The organism is Serratia sp. Nf2 (assembly GCF_003028435.1).
Taxonomy (GTDB): Bacteria; Pseudomonadota; Gammaproteobacteria; order Enterobacterales; family Enterobacteriaceae; genus Serratia; species Serratia marcescens_L.
On record NZ_PYTW01000013.1, the window covers coordinates 83000 to 102087 of the forward strand.

A 19088-nucleotide genomic window follows, 5' to 3' on the forward strand; every position below is an offset into this window, starting at 1 on the left:
CGTTTTTACTTACACCCCGTACTGCTCGCGGTAAGCGCGCACCGCCGCCAGGTGGTCCGCCATTTCCGGCTTCTCTTCCAGATAAGCGATCAGGTCCTTCAGCGTCACGATCGAAATCACCTTGCAATGGTAGTCGCGTTCCACTTCCTGAATGGCGGAGATATCCGCGCGGCCGCGTTCCTGACGGTCGAGGGAGATCAGCACGCCCGCCAGCGAAGCGCCGCTGGCGCCGATGATTTCCATCGACTCGCGGATCGCGGTGCCGGCGGTGATCACATCGTCTACCAACATCACGCGCCCCTGCAGCGGGCTGCCGACCAGCGAACCGCCTTCGCCGTGGGTCTTGGCTTCCTTGCGGTTAAAACAGTAAGGCACGTCGCGCTCATGGTGTTCCGCCAGCGCCACCGCCGTGGTGGTGGCAATAGGAATGCCTTTATAGGCCGGGCCAAACAGCAGGTCGAAATCGATGCCGGAGTCCATCAGGGCTTCGGCGTAGAAGCGCCCCAACAGCGCAAGATCGCGCCCGGTATTAAACAGGCCGGCATTGAAGAAATACGGGCTGGTGCGGCCGGACTTCAGGGTGAACTCGCCGAATTTCAATACCTGCTTGTTAAGCGCGAACTCGATAAACTGGCGCTGATAGGCTTTCATTACTGCTTCTCCTCGTCTGAATCTGCTTGGGTCTTGTCATTGCTGCCGCCCGATCGCCGGGCATAAAAAAGGCGACTTCTCAGTCGCCTTAAAAAATCAGTCCGCCAGCGCCGCTTTCTGCGCCTGGAAGATGGTTTCGATGCCCCCTCGGGCCAGCGCCAATAGCGCCAACAGCTCATCGTGGCTGAACGGCTCGCCTTCGGCGGTACCCTGCACTTCAATCATGCGGCCATCTTCCATCATCACTACGTTCATGTCGGTTTCCGCCGCGGAATCCTCCACATACTCCAGATCGCACAGCGCTTCGCCATTGACGATGCCGACGGAAACCGCCGCCACCATGCCCTTCATCGGGTTGGCTTTCAGCTTGCCGTTGGCCACCAGCGTGTTCAGCGCATCGGCCAGCGCCACGCAGGCGCCGGAGATGGAGGCGGTGCGGGTACCGCCGTCGGCCTGCAGTACGTCGCAGTCGAGGGTGATGGTGAATTCACCGAGCTTTTTCAGATCCACCGCGGCGCGCAGCGAGCGCGCGATCAGACGCTGGATCTCCAGCGTGCGGCCACCCTGCTTGCCTTTGGCGGCTTCACGGGCATTGCGGCTGTGGGTAGAGCGCGGCAGCATGCCGTACTCGGCGGTGATCCAACCTTGCCCCTGGCCTTTCAGGAAGCGCGGAACGCCCTCTTCTACCGTGGCGGTGCACAAGACTTTGGTATCGCCAAACTCAACCAGCACTGAACCTTCAGCGTGTTTGGTATAGTGACGGGTCAGTGTCAGGGGGCGAACTTGCTGTGGTGCTCTGCCTGCAGGACGCATGGGCTCTCTCCGGCTTCAAATCAACGATTGGCTGCGCATTATACGGGCTTCGTGACGTAATGCCTATCCTGCCCGCAGCCGCGACGCTATAATCGCCCCATCTTTTCCTATTACGGGTACGCATCAATGATCCGCAGCATGACCGCCTACGCCCGGCGTGAAATCAAGGGTGAATGGGGCAGCGCAGCCTGGGAGCTGCGTTCCGTTAACCAGCGCTACTTAGAAACCTACATCCGCCTGCCGGAACAATTCCGCAGCCTGGAGCCGGTGATCCGTGAACGTATCCGTGGCCGCCTGACCCGCGGCAAAGTCGAATGCAACCTGCGTTTCGAACTGGATCCAAGCGCGCAAAGCTCGCTGATCCTGAACGAAAAACTGGCCAAACAGCTGGTCGAAGCCGCCAACTGGGTGAAAATGCAGAGCGACGAAGGGGAAATCAACCCGATCGACGTGCTGCGCTGGCCGGGCGTGATGTCCGCGCAGGAGCAGGATCTGGACGCCATCAGCGCCGAGCTGATGCAGTCGCTGGACGGTGCGCTGGATGACTTCATCGTCGCACGCGAAAGCGAAGGCGCCGCGCTGAAAACGCTGATCGAACAACGCCTCGACGGCGTCAGTGCCGAAGTGGTCAAAGTGCGCGCCCAGATGCCGAACATCCTGCAATGGCAGCGCGAGCGTCTGGTCAGCAAGCTGGAAGAGGCGCAGGTACAGCTGGAAAACACCCGCCTGGAGCAAGAGCTGGTGCTGATGGCGCAACGCATCGACGTCGCCGAAGAGCTGGACCGTCTGGAAGCGCACGTGAAAGAGACGCACAACATCCTGAAGAAGAAAGAAGCCGTCGGCCGCCGCCTCGACTTTATGATGCAGGAGTTCAACCGCGAATCGAACACCCTGGCCTCCAAGTCGATCAACGCCGACGTCACCGCTTCCGCCATCGAGCTGAAAGTGCTGATCGAGCAGATGCGCGAGCAGATCCAGAATATCGAGTGATCCCGCTCCGCACGCCACCAAGCCCGCGCCAAGCGGGCTTTTTTATGGCTACAGATCAGCGATAAGCGGCCGCCTGCTCTTCACCCGTCAGCCCCATTTTCTGTAGCTGCACCGTAATGCTCCAGGTTGAGCGCTCGAACTCATCGCTCAGCGCTTCCAGCGTCGCCCCGGCCGCATGGCTCTCGCGCAGCCGCAGTTTTTCCTCTTCCGACCAGGGGAAGTAGGCATTGGCCGGCCGACCCTCGGTGCGATTTTTCTGCCGCTTCTCTTCCGGCGTCAGCCGGGCTTTTTCCTGCAGTTCGGACTCGCCATCGAACTCGTTGGCCAACGCGAACAGCAGGCGGATAGCCTCCGGCGCACAGGCCGCAGAAGCCGGTCTCAACAGCTCGCCGGTATCGGGATTAACGCCGTTGGCCAGCGCCCTGAGCAACGTGCCGGTATTCATCGTTCGCCTCCTTGTTCGAGAAAATGCGCGCCGGTCACGGCACCTTTCCCAAACATGTTTCTCCGCCTCAGCCAAGAAAACCACGCTTTGCGTCGGGAAAAATCACTCATTGCGATCCAGGTTCCAGGCGTTTGCACGCGAGTGACGGCGATTGCATCAGGTTGCGAGCCGGCATGCCTCTGGGGAGAGGGCTCGCCGGGGAGCTTATGAAAAACTGCCGGACAGCGCGTGTGGATGACATTTGGCAAGATATCCCGCATGCCATAAGTATTTTGTTCTAATTATCACGCAAGGTAATGAAAGGACGACGATGCTGTGGCTAAATGTGTTTTTTTCCTGCCCGTGAACCGTACGGACCGTTTATGCCACAAATTCTGCAATTTATTATGGCTCTGGTGGTGATCATCGCCCTGGCGCTGCTGGTCAGCAATAATCGCAAGAAAATCCGCCTGCGCTATATCATCCAGCTGCTGGTGATCGAAGGCGCGCTGGCCTATTTCTTCCTGCATTCCGCCAGCGGGCTCAGCGTGATCAAACACGTCGCCGGCTTCTTCGACACCCTGCTCGCCTACGCCGCCCAAGGATCGGAGTTCGTGTTCGGCGGCATGAGCAAGGATGGCCTGGCGTTCATCTTCCTCGGCGTTTTGTGCCCTATCATCTTTATTTCCGCCCTGATCGGCATTTTGCAGCATTTCCGTATCCTGCCGCTGATCATCCGCCTGGTCGGCACCCTGCTGTCCAAGGTCAACGGCATGGGCAAGCTGGAGTCGTTCAACGCCGTCAGCACGCTGGTGCTGGGGCAGTCGGAGAACTTTATCGCCTACAAGGGCATCATCGGCGATATCTCGCCGCGCCGCATGTACACCATGGCCGCGACCGCCATGTCGACGGTTTCGCTCTCCATCGTCGGCGCCTACATGTCGATGATCGACGCACAATATGTGGTGGCGGCCTTGATCCTTAATATGTTCAGCACCTTCATCATCCTGTCGATCATCAACCCGTATCAGGTCGAAGACGAGCCGGAGCTGAAGCTGAACAAACTGCATGAAGATCAGAGCTTCTTCGAAATGTTGGGTGAGTACATTCTGGCCGGCTTCAAGATTGCGATGATCATCGCGGCGATGCTGATCGGCTTTATCGCACTGATCTCCGCCGTCAATGCGCTGTTCTCCGCGGTGCTCGGCATCAGCTTCCAGCAGATCCTCGGCTATGTGTTCTATCCGCTGGCCTGGCTGATCGGCATCCCGGCGGAAGAGGCGCTGAAGGCGGGCAGCATCATGGCGACCAAACTGGTGGCCAACGAATTCGTGGCGATGATTGAGCTGAAGAAAATCGCGGCGGAGCTGTCGCCGCGCGGGCTGGGCATTCTGTCGGTGTTCCTGGTGTCGTTCGCCAACTTCGCCTCCATCGGCATCGTCGCCGGTGCCATCAAGGGGCTGAACGAGCAGCAAGGCAACGTGGTTTCCCGTTTTGGCCTGAAGCTGGTTTATGGCTCGACGCTGGTGAGCCTGCTGTCGGCGGCCATCGCCGGCCTAGTGCTGTAATCCCCACTCCCGGCCGCATGGCCGGGAGTTCGCTTTAAAACGCCACGCACACCGGTGCATCCACCCGCATCACCGAATCCTGCGCAAACTGCTGCTTATAGCCGCTGCGTAGCGCCTCGATATTCGCCTCGCTCTCTTTGCCCGGCGAATGGATCAACAGCAGCGCCTTGCTGTTCTCGCGCGCCAGCTTGCCGTCGTGGCCCAGCCACTGCCCTTTGGCATCAAAGACCGTCAGCCCGTCTTTAAAGCGGGGCGTCACCTGGCTGTCGACGAAGGTTTGCCACTCGGCCGCGGTGATCGTCGGCCCCGCCGGGCGATTCAGGCCGAAGTAGAGCGTTGTTTGCACCAGCGGATCGCCAGCACGGCAAGCCAGGGCGGATGGCACAGCCTGGTGGCCTGGTGCCACGCAGCCGCTCAGCAGCAGGGCGGCTACCACGGCGCCGGCGGCCAGTTTCGGGGAGTTTTTCATCTGCAGTCTCGGTTTCTCGGTTGAAGGGTTAGCTGCAAAAAGCATAGTCAGCGATGGAAACCAGCGCGAAATTTCTAATGCTTTCATCAACAGCCAGATGTTAAAAAAGGCTGGTTACCGGCAATAAAAACGGAGTTTGGATTAGCTAAATTAATCCGAAACGCCATCGGTGAAAAAAACTCAGTGGCGCGCGCCATCGGCGGCGATTACCCTGCCGGCCATCATTCTGACGCAAGTACGCTGTGAATCCCTTATGTTACTGAGCATCCTTTATATCATCGGCATCACCGCCGAAGCCATGACCGGCGCGCTGGCGGCCGGCCGCCGCCAAATGGACATGTTCGGCGTGATCATCATCGCTTCGGTCACGGCGATCGGCGGCGGGTCGGTGCGCGATATGCTGCTCGGGCATTTTCCATTGGGCTGGGTCAAACACCCGGAATACATCGTCATCGTCGCGATAGCGGCGATCGTCACCACCTGGGTGGCTCCTCTGATGCGCCATCTGCGCCGCCTGTTCCTGGTGCTCGACGCCGTCGGCCTGATCGTCTTCTCCATCATCGGCGCACAGGTAGCCCTGGATATGGGGCATAGCACCATTATCGCCGCCATCGCCGCGGTGATCACCGGCGTCTTCGGCGGGGTGCTGCGCGATATGTTCTGCAACCGCATCCCGCTGGTTTTCCAGAAAGAGATCTACGCCGGCATCTCCTTCAGCGCCGCCTGGCTGTATATCGGCCTGCAGCACCTCAGCCTGCCGCACAATCTGGTGGTGATCCTCACGTTGGTCGCCGGCCTGAGCGCGCGCCTGATCGCCCTGCGCTTCCGCCTCGGCCTGCCGGTGTTCAACTACCAGCATCCGGATCACTGATCGTCCGGCAGCATGTACCGTGCCAGATAATCCACGAACACCCGGACTTTCGGCAACATGTGCCGGTTAGAGGGCCACACGGCAGAAAACGCGCCGCGCTCGGGCGTGCTGTCTTGCAGCACCGCCGTCAGCTGCCCGCCGCGCAGAGCCTGGCTCAAAGTGAAATCCGGCAGGTAGGCGATGCCCAATCCCTGCTGCGCCGCATGGATTAGCGCCTCAACGCTGCTGAAACTCATCGTCACCGGCAAGCTTAACAACAGCGCCTCATCGTCGGCGCTCAGCCGCCACGCTTGCAACTGCTGCCCGCCCGGGAAGCGATAACGCAAACAAGCATGCTCGAGCAGATCCGCCGGTTTCAACGGCGTTCCGCGCCGGCGGAAGTAGTCCGGCGCGCCGACCAAAACCTGGCGAAACGGTCCAAGACGCCGCGCCATCAGGCGGGAATCAGCCAGCTCTCCGCCGCGAACCGCCACATCAACGCCCTCGGCGATCAGATCCGCGATGCGATCGTTGAAGTCCACATCCAACTCAATCTCAGGATAACGTGCGGTAAAATCAGCCAACAGCGGCACCAGCATGCGGTAACCGATGGCGGGCATGCTGACGCGCAGCTTGCCGCGCGGCGCCTCTGAAATACGTGCCATCTCGGCTTCAGCGTTCTCGATATCACTAACAATACGCCGGCAGCGTTCGTAAAATAGCGCCCCTTCCTCCGTCAAATTGATGCGCCGGGTGCTGCGGTTGAACAGCCTAACGCCCAACGACGCCTCCAGCCGCGCCACGCTTTTACCCACCGCCGAGGCTGACACCCCCAATCGCTCCCCAGCAGCGACAAAGCTGCACGATTCGGCAGCGCGAACAAACGCCAGCAGCCCGCTCAAACTTTCCATATGGCCCCCATTAGAGCGTTTTTGTCCTGAAAGTGTGGAATTCAGCCTTATTTTTAACCTATTCAGTCTTATTTATCATCCATACCCATCGAAACCACCGCATCAGGAATCGCCCATGAACGCTCATCCATCCCGGAATGCGCACCCGCAGCGCTGGCTCATACTCTTTTCCGTGTGTCTCGCAGGCCTGATCATGCCGTTGAGCTTTACCGGCCCCGCAGTCGCGCTCACCGCGATCGCCAAAGATTTGGGCGGCGGACTGGTCGCGCTCAGTTGGGTCACCAACGCGTTTATGCTGACCTTCGGCTGCAGCCTGATGCTCGCCGGAGCGCTCGCCGATCGTTTTGGCCGCAAGCGCGTATTTATCTGTGGATTGGCGGCGCTCGCGCTCAGCGCCCTGCTCATGAGCGCAGCGCAAGACATTATGTCCTTCGACGCGATACGCGCGCTGCAAGGCATCTCCGCCGCGGCCGCGCTGGCCGGCGGCACCGCAAGCCTGGCCCAGGTATTTAACGGGCCGGAGAGAAGCAAGGCCTTCAGCCTGCTGGGCACCACGTTCGGCATCGGGCTGGCATTCGGGCCGCTGCTGGCCGGCACGCTGACGCAGCTCTTCGGCTGGCGCGCGCTTTTTCTCTGCCTGGCGCTGCTCAGCGCCATTGCATTGTTCAGCGGCCAGCGCGATATGCCCGAATCGCGCGATCCCGCCGCCTCTCGCCTCGATTGGCCCGGCGCCATCGTCTTTACGCTGGCGCTGTCGCTGTTGACTTACGCCGTGCTGCTGGCGCCCGACAGCGGCTGGAGCAGCACGCAAGTCATTAGGCCGCTGACCGGCGCGCTGCTGTTTATGCTGGCTTTTATCCTGATTGAACGCCGCACCGCTCGGCCGATGCTCGATCTGTCGCTGTTTCGCTACCCGCGCTTTGTCGGCGTACAGCTGTTGGCGGCAGCGCCGGCCTATTCGTACGTGGTGTTGCTGGTGCTACTTCCCCTCCGATTTATCGGCATCGAGGGTTACAGCACCGTGGAAACCGGCATGATGATGCTGACGTTGTCCGCACCAATGCTGGTGCTGCCGCTGCTGACCGGGGCATTCGCTCACCGCTTTTCCGCCGGCGCCGTTTCCAGCCTCGGCTTGTTGATTTGCGCCGCCGGGCTGGCATGGCTGGCGCACTATGCGCCGGGGCAATCGCTCGCGCGGTTACTGCTACCGATGCTGACCATCGGTTGCGGTATCAGCTTGCCCTGGGGATTGATGGACGGTTTAGCCGTCAGCGTCGTGCCGCGAGAGCGAGCGGGCATGGCGACCGGCATTTTCAGCACCGTTCGCGTCGCGGGGGAAGGCATTGCATTGGCGATCGTCGGTGCCCTGTTGGCTTTGTTGGTTGGGCGCCATCTCGCTCCCCCAACCGCAAACGCCGCCGGCGCGCACGCCCTGGCCATGGGGGATATGCCGCGGGCGACCGCCCTGCTCAATGCGGACGCCGCACGGCTGAAGCACGCCTACGAACTGGCTTTCCAGAATCTGCTGTACCTACTCGCCCTGACGACGCTGGCGTCCGCCGTCATTATCTTTCTCTTTCTCCGCCACCCCGCACGGGAAACCCCTTCGTCCGCCCCCCGCATTACCGACGCGCCGTAATCTGACATGGCCTCGCCGCCGAGGCCAAAACTGCTGAAATGTTGCCCTTCGACGCGCAAATTCGCTCATTCGCCGCTTTTTCCGCGCAAAGCGGCGGGCAAAATGCGAGCTAACGCTGCACCCGGCGCGTTAGCCGTGTATACTGTGCGGAGAAAATACACATCCGCTGTTATTGGCATATCAACCGTTATCAACGAACATCATCATGGCTCAAGGCACGCTTTATATTGTCTCTGCTCCCAGTGGCGCAGGTAAATCAAGTCTGATTCAGGCTTTGTTAAAGACGCAACCGCTGTACGACACGCAGGTTTCGGTTTCGCACACCACGCGCGACAGCCGCCCAGGTGAAAATCACGGCGAACACTATTTCTTCGTCTCGAAAGACGAATTCCGCCGGATGATCGAGCAGGACGCGTTTCTTGAGCACGCCGAAGTGTTCGGCAACTATTACGGCACCTCGCGCGCCGCCATCGAACAAGTGTTGGCAACCGGCGTAGACGTGTTTCTGGATATCGACTGGCAGGGCGCACAGCAAATCCGCGCCAAAATGCCGCAGGCGCGCAGCATCTTCATTCTGCCGCCGTCGAAGGAAGAACTGGGCCGCCGCCTTCGCGGGCGCGGGCAGGATTCCGAAGAGGTGATCGCCAAGCGCATGGCTCAGGCCGTGGCGGAAATGACGCATTACGCGGAGTACGATTACCTGATCGTGAACGATGATTTCGATCTGGCGCTGTCCGATCTGAAGACCATCATTCGCGCCGAACGCCTGCGTTTGGGCCGCCAGTTGCTGCGGCATGACGCTTTAATCAGCAAACTATTGGCAGACTGAAGGCAGTTTCAGTATCATGCCCAGTCTTTTCGTCACCTGTGGAGTAGCACAAATATGGCACGCGTAACTGTTCAAGACGCTGTAGAGAAAATTGGTAACCGTTTTGACCTGGTGTTGGTCGCTGCTCGTCGGGCGCGTCAGATCCAGACCGGCGGCAAAGATGCACTGGTTCCGGAAGAGAACGACAAGTACACCGTTATCGCCCTGCGCGAAATCGAAGAAGGCCTGATCACCAGCCAGATCCTCGACGTGCGTGAGCGCCAGGAACAGCAAGAGCAGGAAGCCGCAGAGATTCAAGCGGTTACCGCGATTGCTGAAGGTCGTCGTTAATTAGACTGCGAGTCCGCCTTGTACCTGTTTGAAAGCCTGAATCTGCTGATTCAACGTTACCTGCCCGAGGAGCAGATTAAGCGCCTCAAACAGGCATACCTCGTCGCGCGCGACGCGCACGAGGGCCAGACACGCTCCAGCGGTGAGCCTTACATTACTCACCCGGTCGCCGTGGCCTGCATCCTGGCGGAAATGCGTCTCGATCACGAGACGCTGATGGCGGCATTGCTGCACGACGTCATCGAAGACACCCCAGCCACCTATCAGGATATGGAACAGCTGTTCGGCAAGAGCGTCGCCGAACTGGTTGAGGGCGTCTCCAAGCTCGACAAGCTGAAGTTCCAGGACAAGAAAGAAGCGCAGGCGGAAAACTTCCGCAAGATGATCATGGCGATGGTGCAGGATATCCGCGTCGTGCTGATCAAGCTGGCCGACCGTACGCACAACATGCGCACCCTTGGTTCGCTGCGCCCCGACAAACGCCGGCGCATCGCGCGTGAAACCCTGGAAATCTACAGCCCCCTCGCCCACCGTCTGGGTATTCATCACCTGAAAACCGAGCTGGAAGAGCTGGGTTTCGAGGCGCTGTATCCGAACCGCTATCGCGTGATCAAGGAAGTGGTGAAGGCCGCGCGCGGCAACCGCAAAGAGATGATTCAAAAAATCCTCTCCGAGATCGAAGGGCGGCTGACCGAAGCCGGCATCGCCTGTCGCGTCAGCGGGCGGGAAAAACACCTCTACTCTATCTACCTCAAGATGCACCTCAAAGAACAGCGTTTCCATTCCATCATGGATATCTACGCGTTCCGGGTGATCGTGAAAGAGGTCGATACCTGCTACCGCGTGCTCGGCCAGGTGCATAGCCTGTACAAACCGCGCCCGGGGCGAGTAAAAGATTACATCGCCATTCCCAAGGCCAACGGCTATCAATCGCTGCATACCTCGCTGATCGGCCCGCACGGCGTGCCGGTCGAAGTGCAGATCCGCACCGAAGATATGGATCAGATGGCTGAGATGGGGGTGGCCGCGCACTGGGCTTACAAGGAAAGAGAACAGGGCGAAACCGGCACCACGGCGCAGATCCGCGCCCAGCGCTGGATGCAAAGCCTGCTGGAGCTGCAGCAAAGTGCCGGCAGTTCGTTTGAATTTATCGAGAGCGTCAAATCCGATCTGTTCCCGGATGAGATTTACGTTTTCACCCCGGAAGGCCGCATCGTCGAGCTGCCCGCCGGCGCCACGCCGGTCGACTTCGCCTATGCGGTGCATACCGATATCGGCCATGCCTGCGTCGGCGCACGCGTCGATCGTCAGCCGTACCCGCTGTCGCAGTCGCTGACCAGCGGCCAAACCGTCGAGATCATCACCGCACCGGGCGCACGGCCCAACGCCGCCTGGCTGAACTTCGTGGTCAGCTCGAAAGCGCGCGCCAAAATCCGCCAGATGTTGAAGAACCTCAAGCGTGACGACTCCGTTGGCCTCGGCCGCCGTCTGCTCAACCATGCGTTGGGCGGCAGCCGCAAGCTGGCCGAAATCCCGCAGGAAAACATTCAGCACGAGCTGGACCGCATGAAGCTGGCGACGCTGGACGATCTGCTGGCGGAAATCGGCCTAGGCAACGCCATGAGCGTGGTGGTAGCGAAGAACCTGCAGGGCGATCAGTCCAGCCTGGGCACCTCCTCCGGCGTGCGTAACCTGGCCATCAAGGGCGCCGACGGGGTGTTGATCACCTTCGCCAAGTGCTGCCGTCCGATTCCGGGCGACCCGATTATCGCTCACGTCAGCCCGGGCAAAGGGCTGGTGATCCACCATGAATCCTGCCGCAATATTCGCGGCTATCAGAAAGAGCCTGAGAAGTTCATGGCGGTCGAGTGGGATAAAGAGACCGAGCAGGAGTTCATCGCCGAGATCAAGGTGGATATGTTTAACCACCAGGGCGCGCTGGCCAACCTGACGGCGGCGATCAACGCGGCCGAGTCCAATATTCAGAGCCTGAACACCGAAGAGAAAGACGGTCGGGTTTATAGCGCCTTTATCCGCTTGACCACCCGCGATCGCATCCATTTGGCAAACATTATGCGTAAAATCCGTATCATGCCGGATGTGATCAAAGTTAACCGCAACCGAAACTAGCGCTTATGAGTCCTGAACGCTATGCGCGGATTTGTGAAATGCTCGCGACCCGGCAGCCGGATTTGACGGTCTGCCTGGAGCAAGTGCACAAGCCGCATAACGTCTCCGCCATTATCCGCACCGCCGACGCCGTCGGCGTGCATCAGGTCCACGCCGTGTGGCCCACCACCCGTATGCGCACCCTGGTTTCCTCCGCCGCCGGCAGCAACAGCTGGGTCAGCGTTAAAACCCATCCCACCATCGGCGACGCGGTCGGTCACCTGAAAGCGCAGGGCATGCAAATTCTGGCCACCAACCTGTCTGCGCGCGCGGTTGATTTCCGCGAGGTGGACTACACCCGACCAACCTGCGTGCTGCTCGGCCAGGAAAAAACCGGCATCACCGAAGAAGCGCTGGCGCTGGCCGATCAGGACATCGTCATTCCGATGATCGGCATGGTGCAATCGCTCAACGTCTCCGTGGCCTCGGCACTGATCCTGTATGAAGCGCAGCGCCAGCGGCAGAACGCCGGCCTGTATCGCCGCGACAACAGTATGCTGGATGAAGAAGAGCAGCAGCGTCTGCTGTTCGAAGGCGGTTACCCGGTGCTGGCCAACGTGGCCAAGCGCAAAGGGCTGCCGCGCCCGCAGATTGACGAGCAGGGCCAGGTGGTCGCCAGCGCCGAATGGTGGGCGGCCATGCAGGCGACGGTGCGCAAATGAAAGGCCGCCTGCTGGATGCTGTCCCACTCACCACGCTTTCCGGGGTTGGCGCCAGCCAGGCGGGCAAACTGGCCAAAATTGGCCTCGAGACCATTCAGGATCTGCTGCTGCACCTGCCGCTGCGCTACGAAGACCGCACTCGCCTCTACCCGATCAACGATCTGCTGCCGGGCATCTACGCCACGGTAGAAGGGGAAGTGCTGCGCAGCGACATCAGCTTCGGCCGCCGCCGCATGTTAACCTGCCAGATCAGCGACGGCACCGGCATCCTCACCATGCGGTTCTTCAACTTCAACGCCGCAATGAAGAACAGCCTGGCCACCGGCCGCCGCGTGACCGCCTATGGCGAGATCAAGCGCGGCAACCACGGCGCGGAAATCATCCATCCGGAATACCGCATTCAGGGCGAAGCCAGCGAGGTCGAGCTGCAGGAGTCGCTGACGCCGGTTTACCCCACCACTGAAGGGGTGCGGCAGGCCACGCTGCGCAAGCTGACCGACCAGGCGCTGGAGCTGCTGGATACCTGCGCCATCGCCGAGCTGCTGCCGCCGGAGCTGAGCGGCGGCCTGATGAGCCTGCCGCAGGCGCTGCACACCCTGCATCGCCCGCCGCCGGACATCCAGTTGGCGGATCTGGAGCTGGGCAAACACCCGGCGCAAAAACGCCTGATCCTCGAAGAACTGCTGGCGCATAACCTCAGCATGCTGGCGGTGCGCGCCGGCGCGCAGAGTTATCAGGCGCAGCCGCTGCTGCCGGACGATCGGCTCAAAAACCGTTTTCTCGCCCAGTTGCCGTTCTCGCCGACCGGCGCGCAAACGCGCGTGGTGGCCGACATCGAAGCCGATATGCAAAAAGACTTCCCGATGATGCGGCTGGTGCAGGGCGACGTCGGCTCAGGCAAAACGCTGGTGGCGGCGCTGGCGGCACTGCGCGCCATCGCGCACGGCAAGCAGGTGGCGCTGATGGCGCCGACCGAGCTGCTGGCCGAGCAGCACGCCAACAATTTCCGTCAGTGGTTCGAGCCGCTGGGGCTTGAGGTCGGCTGGCTGGCCGGCAAACAGAAAGGCAAGGCGCGCATCGCGCAGCAGGAAGCCATCGCCAGCGGCCAGGTGTCGATGGTGGTCGGCACCCACGCCATCTTCCAGGAGCAGGTGCAGTTCAACGGGCTGGCGCTGGTGATCATCGATGAGCAGCACCGCTTCGGGGTTCATCAGCGGCTGGCGCTGTGGGAGAAAGGCGAAGAGCAAGGCTTCCACGCCCATCAGCTGATCATGACCGCCACGCCGATCCCGCGCACGCTGGCAATGACCGCCTATGCCGATCTCGATACCTCGGTCATCGACGAGCTGCCGCCGGGCCGCACGCCGGTGACCACCGTCGCCATCCCCGATACCCGCCGCGCCGACATCATTCAACGGGTGAAGAGCGCCTGTCTGGAAGAGGGGCGGCAGGCTTACTGGGTGTGTACGCTGATCGAAGAGTCCGAACTGCTGGAAGCACAGGCGGCGGAAGCCACCTGGGAAGAATTGAAAACCGCGCTGCCGGAGCTGAAGGTGGCGCTGGTGCACGGCCGCATGAAAGCGCAGGAAAAGCAGGCGGTGATGCAGGCGTTTAAACAGGGCGAGCTGCAGCTGCTGGTCGCCACTACGGTGATCGAAGTCGGCGTCGACGTGCCGAACGCCAGCCTGATGATCATCGAAAACCCGGAGCGGCTGGGCCTGGCGCAGCTGCACCAGCTGCGCGGCCGCGTAGGACGCGGCGCCGTGGCCTCACACTGCGTGCTGCTGTACAAAACGCCGCTGAGCAAGACTGCGCAAACGCGCCTGCAGGTGCTGCGCGACAGCAACGATGGCTTCGTCATCGCGCAGCGCGATCTGGAGATCCGCGGTCCGGGCGAGCTGCTGGGCACCCGCCAGACCGGCAGCGCCGAATTCAAGGTGGCGGATCTGCTGCGCGATCAGGCGATGATCCCCGAAGTGCAGCGCGTCGCTCGCCATCTCCATCAGCATTATCCGGAGCACGCCCAGGCGCTGATTGAACGCTGGCTGCCGGAGAAGGCGCGTTATTCCAACGCATAAAAAAGGGCGCCGCAGGCGCCCTCTTTCCGTGATGACTCGCGATATCACCCCACCGCCGGGAACACCGGCAGCAGCAGATACAGCTTGATGACGATGGCATTGGCGATATCGATAAAGAATGCCCCCACCATCGGCACCACCAAAAACGCCACGTGCGACGGACCGAAGCGATCGGTGATCGCCTGCATGTTGGCGATCGCCGTCGGCGTGGCGCCCATGCCGAAGCCGCAGTGGCCAGCGGCCAGCACCGCCGCGTCGTAGTTTTTACCCATCACCCGGTAGGTAACGAAGATCGCGTACAGCGCCATGACCAGCGTCTGCACCGCCAGGATCGCCAGCATCGGCAGCGCCAGCGAGGCCAGCTCCCACAGGCGCAGGCTCATCAGTGCCATCGCCAGGAACAGCGACAGGCTCACGTTGCCCAGCACCGATACCGCGCGCTCGAACACGGTATAGAAACCGGTGAAGGCCAGCGTGTTGCTGAGGATCACCCCGACGAACAGCACGCAAACAAAGTTCGGCAGTTCAAACACCGTGCCGCTCAGCAGACCGGCAATCAGTTGCCCCAGACTCAGACAGATGGCGATCATGGCGATGGTTTCGATCATCACCAACGAGGTGATCAGGCGGCCGCTTTCAGGCTTCTCGAAGCCGCTCGGCTGCACGCTGTCATCCGGGGTGCCTTCCGGCGTGGAGGAGTGTTTGACCAGATAGCGCGCCACCGGGCCGCCGATCAGGCCGCCCAGCACCAGGCCGAAGGTGGCACAGGCCATGGCAACTTCCGTCGCGTTTTCAAAACCGTAGCGCTCGATGAACAGCTTGCTCCAGGCGGCCCCGGTACCATGGCCGCCCGACAGGGTGATCGACCCGGCGATCAGGCCCATCAGCGGATCCAGCCCCAGCATTTTCGCCATGCCGATGCCGATGGCGTTCTGCACGATAAGCAGCCCCAGCACCACGAACAGGAATACCACCAGCACCTTGCCACCGGCGCGCAAACGCGCCAGGTTGGCGTTCAGACCGATGGTAGCGAAGAAGGCCAGCATCAGCGGGTCCTTCAGCGACATGTCAAAACTGATTTCCCAGTTGACGAGCTTTTTCAGGGCTAACAGCAGAAGGGCCACCAGCAAACCGCCGGCGACGGGAGCAGGAATGGTATATTTTCGCAGCAGAGGAATGGTTCTGACGCACTTGCCCCCGAGGAGCAAAACCAGCGTCGCCGCGACTAACGTGCCATAAGTATCAAGATGAAACATCCAGGTACTCCATGTAAGGGAAAAGATCCAAATAAAAATAATAAGTTATAGAAAACCACTTAGTTTTTAAACTTGATGAGTGCGGGATTAGAAGTAAAAAACGCTGAGATGACAAGAAAAAATGAATGAAAATGCGACATAAACGAGAAAGTCGGCAGCATAATATTTACGCGCAACCGTTTGCTTTTGCGGGGAGGAGCATTAAAATGCCTGCTTTGCCGTATCTGGAAACGCCACACCATGAGCATGTCATCCTCCGAGCTTGATGCCGCACGCCAAGCCGCCTCAGAACCCCGCGCCAGTGAACTGATTTATCGCCTGGAAGATCGCCCGCCGCTGCCGCAAACGCTGTTTGCCGCCGGCCAGCATCTGTTGGCGATGTTCGTCGCGGTGATCACTCCGGCCCTGCTGATCTGCCAGGCGCTAGGCCTGCCGGCACAGGATACCCAGCACATCATCAGCATGTCGCTGTTCGCCTCCGGTCTGGCTTCCATTCTGCAAATCAAAACCTGGGGGCCGGTGGGTTCCGGGCTGCTGTCGATTCAGGGCACCAGCTTCAACTTCGTTTCGCCGCTGATCATGGGCGGTCTGGCGCTGAAAAACGGCGGCGCCGATGTGCCGACCATGATGGCCGCGCTGTTCGGCACCCTGATGGTCGCCTCCTGCACCGAAATTTTGCTGTCGCGCGTGCTGCATCTGGCTCGCCGCATCATCACCCCGCTGGTTTCCGGCATCGTGGTGATGATCATCGGCCTGTCGCTGATTCAGGTCGGCCTGACCTCGATCGGCGGCGGCTACGCCGCGATGAACGATCATAGCTTCGGCTCGCCGAAAAACCTGCTGCTGGCCGGCGCGGTGCTGGCCGTGATCATCCTGCTGAACCGCCAGCGCAATCCTTACCTGCGCGTGGCTTCGCTGGTGATCGCCATGGCGGTCGGCTATCTGTTGGCCTGGGCGATGGACATGCTGCCCGCCGATGCCCCGGCGGCCCCCACGGCGGCAATCACTATCCCCACGCCGCTCTATTACGGCCTGGGCTTCGACTGGAACCTGCTGCTGCCGCTGATGCTGATCTTTATGGTCACCTCGCTGGAGACCATCGGCGACATCACCGCTACCTCCGACGTCTCCGAACAGCCGGTCAGCGGGCCGCTGTATATGAAGCGCCTGAAGGGCGGCGTGCTGGCCAACGGCCTGAACTCGATGCTGTCGGCGGTGTTCAACACCTTCCCTAACTCCTGCTTCGGCCAGAACAACGGCGTGATCCAGCTGACCGGCGTCGCCAGCCGCTACGTCGGCTTCGTGGTGGCGCTGATGCTGATCGCGCTGGGGCTGTTCCCGGCGGTGGCCGGCTTCGTGCAGCACATTCCCGAGCCGGTCCTGGGCGGCGCGACCATCGTGATGTTCGGCACCATCGCCGCCTCCGGCGTGCGCATCGTGTCGCGCGAGCGTCTGAACCGCCGTGCCATCATGATCATGGCGCTGTCGCTGGCCGTCGGCATGGGCGTCTCCCAGCAGCCGCTGATCCTGCAGTTCGCGCCGAACTGGCTGAAAACCCTGCTCTCTTCCGGCATCGCCGCCGGCGGCATTACCGCCATCGTGCTGAACCTGGTGTTCCCGCAGGAACACGAGAAGAAGTAACCCGCCCATTGACGTTCAAACGGCCGCTTGCGGCCGTTTTTTATTGTCTATCAGACCATTGCCCTTGAGATGCCCGGCCAATTGCGGCATAAACAGGGTATCTTTTTTGACCGATGCGGATGTAGACGATGAAATTTATCGGAAAGCTGTTGCTGACGTTGCTGCTGCTGATCGTGCTGGCGGTAGTGGTGCTGTACCTGGTGGGGCAAACCCGCTGGGCGGCAGGCCGCCTGAGCGCCTGGATCAGCGACAACAGCGAATACCGCCTGTCGATAGGAAAAATAACCCATTCGTGGAGCCAGCCGGACCAGATCGGTCTGGAAGACGTCCAGCTGGCACGTAACGGCCAGCCGCAGGCGCTGGTCGCCAAACGCGTCGATCTGGGCCTCAGCCTGCGCCAAATCACCGAGCCGCGCTATTTCCACAGCGTCACGCTGCGCGACGGCACGCTGAACGTGCAGCCGCAGGCGGCGGCGCTGCCTGTACAGGCCGACGTGCTGCAGCTGAGCAACATGGCGTTACAGTCCAACGATAACGAGTGGCAGCTCAACGCGCAGCAGGTCACTGCCGGCATCACGCCGTGGCGCCCGCTGGCCGGCCATCTGCTGGGGGACAACAACCAGTTTCAGTTCAGCGCCGGTTCGATGACGCTGAACGGCATCCCCGCCTCGAAGGTGTTGGTGCAAGGGGAGCAAAAGCAGGGCCAGCTGCTGTTGAACAACTTCGGCGCCGATCTGGCGCAGGGCGACCTGACCGGCGTGGCCAGCCGTGCCGTCGACGGCAGCTGGCAGGTGGATCGCCTGCGGCTGAGCGGCGTGCGCCTGCAAACCCCGTTGACGCTGGCGGAATTCATGCAGCGCTTTACTACCCTGCCGCCGGTCACCCTCAAGCGTTTCGATCTGATAGACGCGCGCCTGGAAGGCAAGGCGTGGGCGTTTAACGATCTCGATCTGTCGCTGCAAAACGTCAGCATGGAAAAAGGCGACTGGCGCAGCGAAGACGGCTCGCTCAACGTCAACGCCAGCGATGTGATCAACGGCAGTTTCCACCTGATCGATCCGATCGCCACCCTGCGGCTCTCCTCCGCCGGCATCGCCATTCAGCAATTCACCACCCGCTGGGAAGGCGGGCTGCTGCGCACCTCCGGCAACTGGCTGCGCGCGGGCAAACGCCTGCAGCTGGACGAAGTGGCCATGGCGGCGCTGGAGTACACCCTGCCGATCGACTGGCGCGAGCTGTGGCTGAAACCGCTGCCGGACTGGCTGGCGGAGGTGTACGTCACCAAGCTGACCACCAACCGCAATCTGATCATCGATATCAACCCGGCCTTCCCGTTCCAGATCACCGCGCTGGACGGCTATGGCAGCAACCTGCTGCTGGCGCGCGATCGCCAGTGGGGCATCTGGTCCGGCTCGCTGAACCTGAACGGCAGCGAGGCGACCTTCAACAAGATAGACGTGCGGCGCCCTTCGCTGGCGCTGAACGCCGACGCCAATCAGATTAACGTCACCGAGCTCAGCGCCTTTATGCCTAATGGGTTGCTTGAGGCCAAAGCGACCGTCGATCAGCTGCCGGGCAAGCCGTTCCAACTGACGCTGCACGGCCGTTCGGTACCGATCAACACCTTGCAGCAATGGGGATGGCAGCCGGTACCGCTGACGGGCGACGGCAACCTTGAACTGCAGTTGAAAGGGCTGCTGAACAGCGACGGGCCGTTCAAAGCCTCGTTGAAAGGCAATCTGCAGGCCACCGCCGGCGACGGCCAAGCGGTGAACCAACAACTGCCGTAATGCACTACGCGGCCCGCC

General features: G+C 61.0%; 17 protein-coding genes. 11 read left to right on the forward strand and 6 right to left on the reverse strand.

Translation table 11 applies throughout. The features are described from left to right. Positions 1–9 precede the first annotated feature (9 nt). Positions 10–651: an orotate phosphoribosyltransferase gene (pyrE, locus tag C9411_RS23695; protein WP_004931204.1), complete on the reverse strand. Its 642-nt coding sequence runs from the start codon at positions 649–651 to the stop codon at positions 10–12. 96 nt (positions 652–747) lie between these two features. Next, positions 748–1464, reverse strand: a complete 717-nt coding sequence (rph, locus tag C9411_RS23700; RefSeq protein ID WP_025160305.1) for a ribonuclease PH — start codon at positions 1462–1464, stop codon at positions 748–750. 126 nt (positions 1465–1590) lie between these two features. Here rph and C9411_RS23705 point away from each other — a divergent pair, with 126 nt between their 5' ends. Then, entirely contained in the window at positions 1591–2454 is an 864-nt protein-coding gene (locus C9411_RS23705; RefSeq protein ID WP_063991293.1) for a YicC/YloC family endoribonuclease, read from the forward strand. Positions 2455–2509: 55 nt separating this feature from the next. On the opposite strand, the gene C9411_RS23710 is transcribed toward C9411_RS23705, so the two are convergent. Beyond that, the gene (locus C9411_RS23710) at positions 2510–2899 is read right to left on the reverse strand and encodes a hypothetical protein (protein WP_107228044.1); all 390 of its coding nucleotides are present in this window, start codon (positions 2897–2899) and stop codon (positions 2510–2512) included. A 362-nt stretch (positions 2900–3261) separates the two neighbouring features. Between C9411_RS23710 and C9411_RS23715 the strand changes: the two genes are divergently transcribed. Next, positions 3262–4446: a NupC/NupG family nucleoside CNT transporter gene (locus C9411_RS23715; RefSeq protein ID WP_004931212.1), complete on the forward strand. Its 1185-nt coding sequence runs from the start codon at positions 3262–3264 to the stop codon at positions 4444–4446. A gap of 34 nt (positions 4447–4480) precedes the next feature. Here the strand turns inward: C9411_RS23715 and C9411_RS23720 are convergent, their stop codons facing one another. Beyond that, positions 4481–4915, reverse strand: a complete 435-nt coding sequence (locus C9411_RS23720) for a DUF3574 domain-containing protein (RefSeq protein ID WP_063991291.1) — start codon at positions 4913–4915, stop codon at positions 4481–4483. 253 nt (positions 4916–5168) lie between these two features. Between C9411_RS23720 and C9411_RS23725 the strand changes: the two genes are divergently transcribed. Next, positions 5169–5786 carry a trimeric intracellular cation channel family protein gene (locus C9411_RS23725; RefSeq protein ID WP_107228054.1) on the forward strand — a complete coding sequence of 206 codons (618 nt, stop codon included), beginning with the start codon at positions 5169–5171 and terminating at the stop codon, positions 5784–5786. On the opposite strand, the gene C9411_RS23730 is transcribed toward C9411_RS23725, so the two are convergent. Further along, positions 5780–6676: a LysR family transcriptional regulator gene (locus C9411_RS23730; protein ID WP_107228045.1), complete on the reverse strand. Its 897-nt coding sequence runs from the start codon at positions 6674–6676 to the stop codon at positions 5780–5782. The two genes, C9411_RS23725 and C9411_RS23730, sit on opposite strands and share 7 nt — an antisense overlap. A 115-nt stretch (positions 6677–6791) precedes the next feature. On the opposite strand from C9411_RS23730, the gene C9411_RS23735 reads away from it, so the two are divergent. From C9411_RS23735 to recG, 6 genes are all read left to right on the forward strand, one after another. Continuing rightward, a complete protein-coding gene (locus C9411_RS23735; protein ID WP_063991289.1) occupies positions 6792–8315 on the forward strand; it encodes an MFS transporter in 1524 nt (507 codons plus the stop codon). A 205-nt stretch (positions 8316–8520) separates the two neighbouring features. Further along, on the forward strand, positions 8521–9144 hold the full coding sequence (gmk, locus tag C9411_RS23740; RefSeq protein ID WP_004931218.1) for a guanylate kinase: 624 nt from the start codon (positions 8521–8523) through the stop codon (positions 9142–9144). 54 nt (positions 9145–9198) lie between these two features. Then, positions 9199–9474: a DNA-directed RNA polymerase subunit omega gene (rpoZ, locus tag C9411_RS23745; RefSeq protein ID WP_004931221.1), complete on the forward strand. Its 276-nt coding sequence runs from the start codon at positions 9199–9201 to the stop codon at positions 9472–9474. A gap of 18 nt (positions 9475–9492) precedes the next feature. After that, the gene (gene spoT / locus C9411_RS23750) at positions 9493–11604 is read left to right on the forward strand and encodes a bifunctional GTP diphosphokinase/guanosine-3',5'-bis pyrophosphate 3'-pyrophosphohydrolase (protein WP_004931224.1); all 2112 of its coding nucleotides are present in this window, start codon (positions 9493–9495) and stop codon (positions 11602–11604) included. A 5-nt stretch (positions 11605–11609) separates the two neighbouring features. Continuing rightward, positions 11610–12305 (forward strand): tRNA (guanosine(18)-2'-O)-methyltransferase TrmH, encoded by a 696-nt coding sequence (gene trmH / locus C9411_RS23755; protein WP_033639122.1) that lies wholly within the window; start codon positions 11610–11612, stop codon positions 12303–12305. Then, positions 12302–14383, forward strand: coding sequence for an ATP-dependent DNA helicase RecG (gene recG, locus C9411_RS23760; RefSeq protein ID WP_063991288.1), 2082 nt, complete (start codon positions 12302–12304; stop codon positions 14381–14383). Before trmH ends, recG begins: the two co-directional genes overlap by 4 nt. Before the next feature lie 44 nt (positions 14384–14427). On the opposite strand, the gene gltS is transcribed toward recG, so the two are convergent. Continuing rightward, a complete protein-coding gene (gltS, locus tag C9411_RS23765; protein ID WP_033649747.1) occupies positions 14428–15639 on the reverse strand; it encodes a sodium/glutamate symporter in 1212 nt (403 codons plus the stop codon). Between the two features lie 240 nt (positions 15640–15879). On the opposite strand from gltS, the gene C9411_RS23770 reads away from it, so the two are divergent. Together C9411_RS23770 and C9411_RS23775 are read left to right on the forward strand one after the other, a co-directional pair. Continuing rightward, on the forward strand, positions 15880–17280 hold the full coding sequence (locus C9411_RS23770; protein ID WP_107228046.1) for an NCS2 family protein: 1401 nt from the start codon (positions 15880–15882) through the stop codon (positions 17278–17280). 128 nt (positions 17281–17408) lie between these two features. Further along, complete coding sequence (locus C9411_RS23775) at positions 17409–19070, forward strand: AsmA family protein (RefSeq protein WP_107228047.1); 1662 nt, start codon at positions 17409–17411, stop codon at positions 19068–19070. The last annotated feature ends 18 nt before the right edge of the window (positions 19071–19088 follow it).

Bases quoted from the DNA above. Each gene is read 5' to 3' on its own strand.
- C9411_RS23730 (WP_107228045.1), bottom strand. From the start codon at position 6,676: ATGGAAAGTTTGAGCGGGCTGCTGGCGTTTGTTCGCGCTGCCGAATCG.
- gltS (WP_033649747.1), bottom strand. From the start codon at position 15,639: ATGTTTCATCTTGATACTTATGGCACGTTAGTCGCGGCGACGCTGGTT.
- C9411_RS23715 (WP_004931212.1), top strand. From the start codon at position 3,262: ATGCCACAAATTCTGCAATTTATTATGGCTCTGGTGGTGATCATCGCC.
- rph (WP_025160305.1), bottom strand. From the start codon at position 1,464: ATGCGTCCTGCAGGCAGAGCACCACAGCAAGTTCGCCCCCTGACACTG.
- C9411_RS23770 (WP_107228046.1), top strand. From the start codon at position 15,880: ATGAGCATGTCATCCTCCGAGCTTGATGCCGCACGCCAAGCCGCCTCA.
- gmk (WP_004931218.1), top strand. From the start codon at position 8,521: ATGGCTCAAGGCACGCTTTATATTGTCTCTGCTCCCAGTGGCGCAGGT.
- C9411_RS23725 (WP_107228054.1), top strand. From the start codon at position 5,169: ATGTTACTGAGCATCCTTTATATCATCGGCATCACCGCCGAAGCCATG.
- C9411_RS23720 (WP_063991291.1), bottom strand. From the start codon at position 4,915: ATGAAAAACTCCCCGAAACTGGCCGCCGGCGCCGTGGTAGCCGCCCTG.
- rpoZ (WP_004931221.1), top strand. From the start codon at position 9,199: ATGGCACGCGTAACTGTTCAAGACGCTGTAGAGAAAATTGGTAACCGT.
- C9411_RS23775 (WP_107228047.1), top strand. From the start codon at position 17,409: ATGAAATTTATCGGAAAGCTGTTGCTGACGTTGCTGCTGCTGATCGTG.
- C9411_RS23735 (WP_063991289.1), top strand. From the start codon at position 6,792: ATGAACGCTCATCCATCCCGGAATGCGCACCCGCAGCGCTGGCTCATA.
- C9411_RS23705 (WP_063991293.1), top strand. From the start codon at position 1,591: ATGATCCGCAGCATGACCGCCTACGCCCGGCGTGAAATCAAGGGTGAA.
- trmH (WP_033639122.1), top strand. From the start codon at position 11,610: ATGAGTCCTGAACGCTATGCGCGGATTTGTGAAATGCTCGCGACCCGG.
- pyrE (WP_004931204.1), bottom strand. From the start codon at position 651: ATGAAAGCCTATCAGCGCCAGTTTATCGAGTTCGCGCTTAACAAGCAG.
- recG (WP_063991288.1), top strand. From the start codon at position 12,302: ATGAAAGGCCGCCTGCTGGATGCTGTCCCACTCACCACGCTTTCCGGG.
- C9411_RS23710 (WP_107228044.1), bottom strand. From the start codon at position 2,899: ATGAATACCGGCACGTTGCTCAGGGCGCTGGCCAACGGCGTTAATCCC.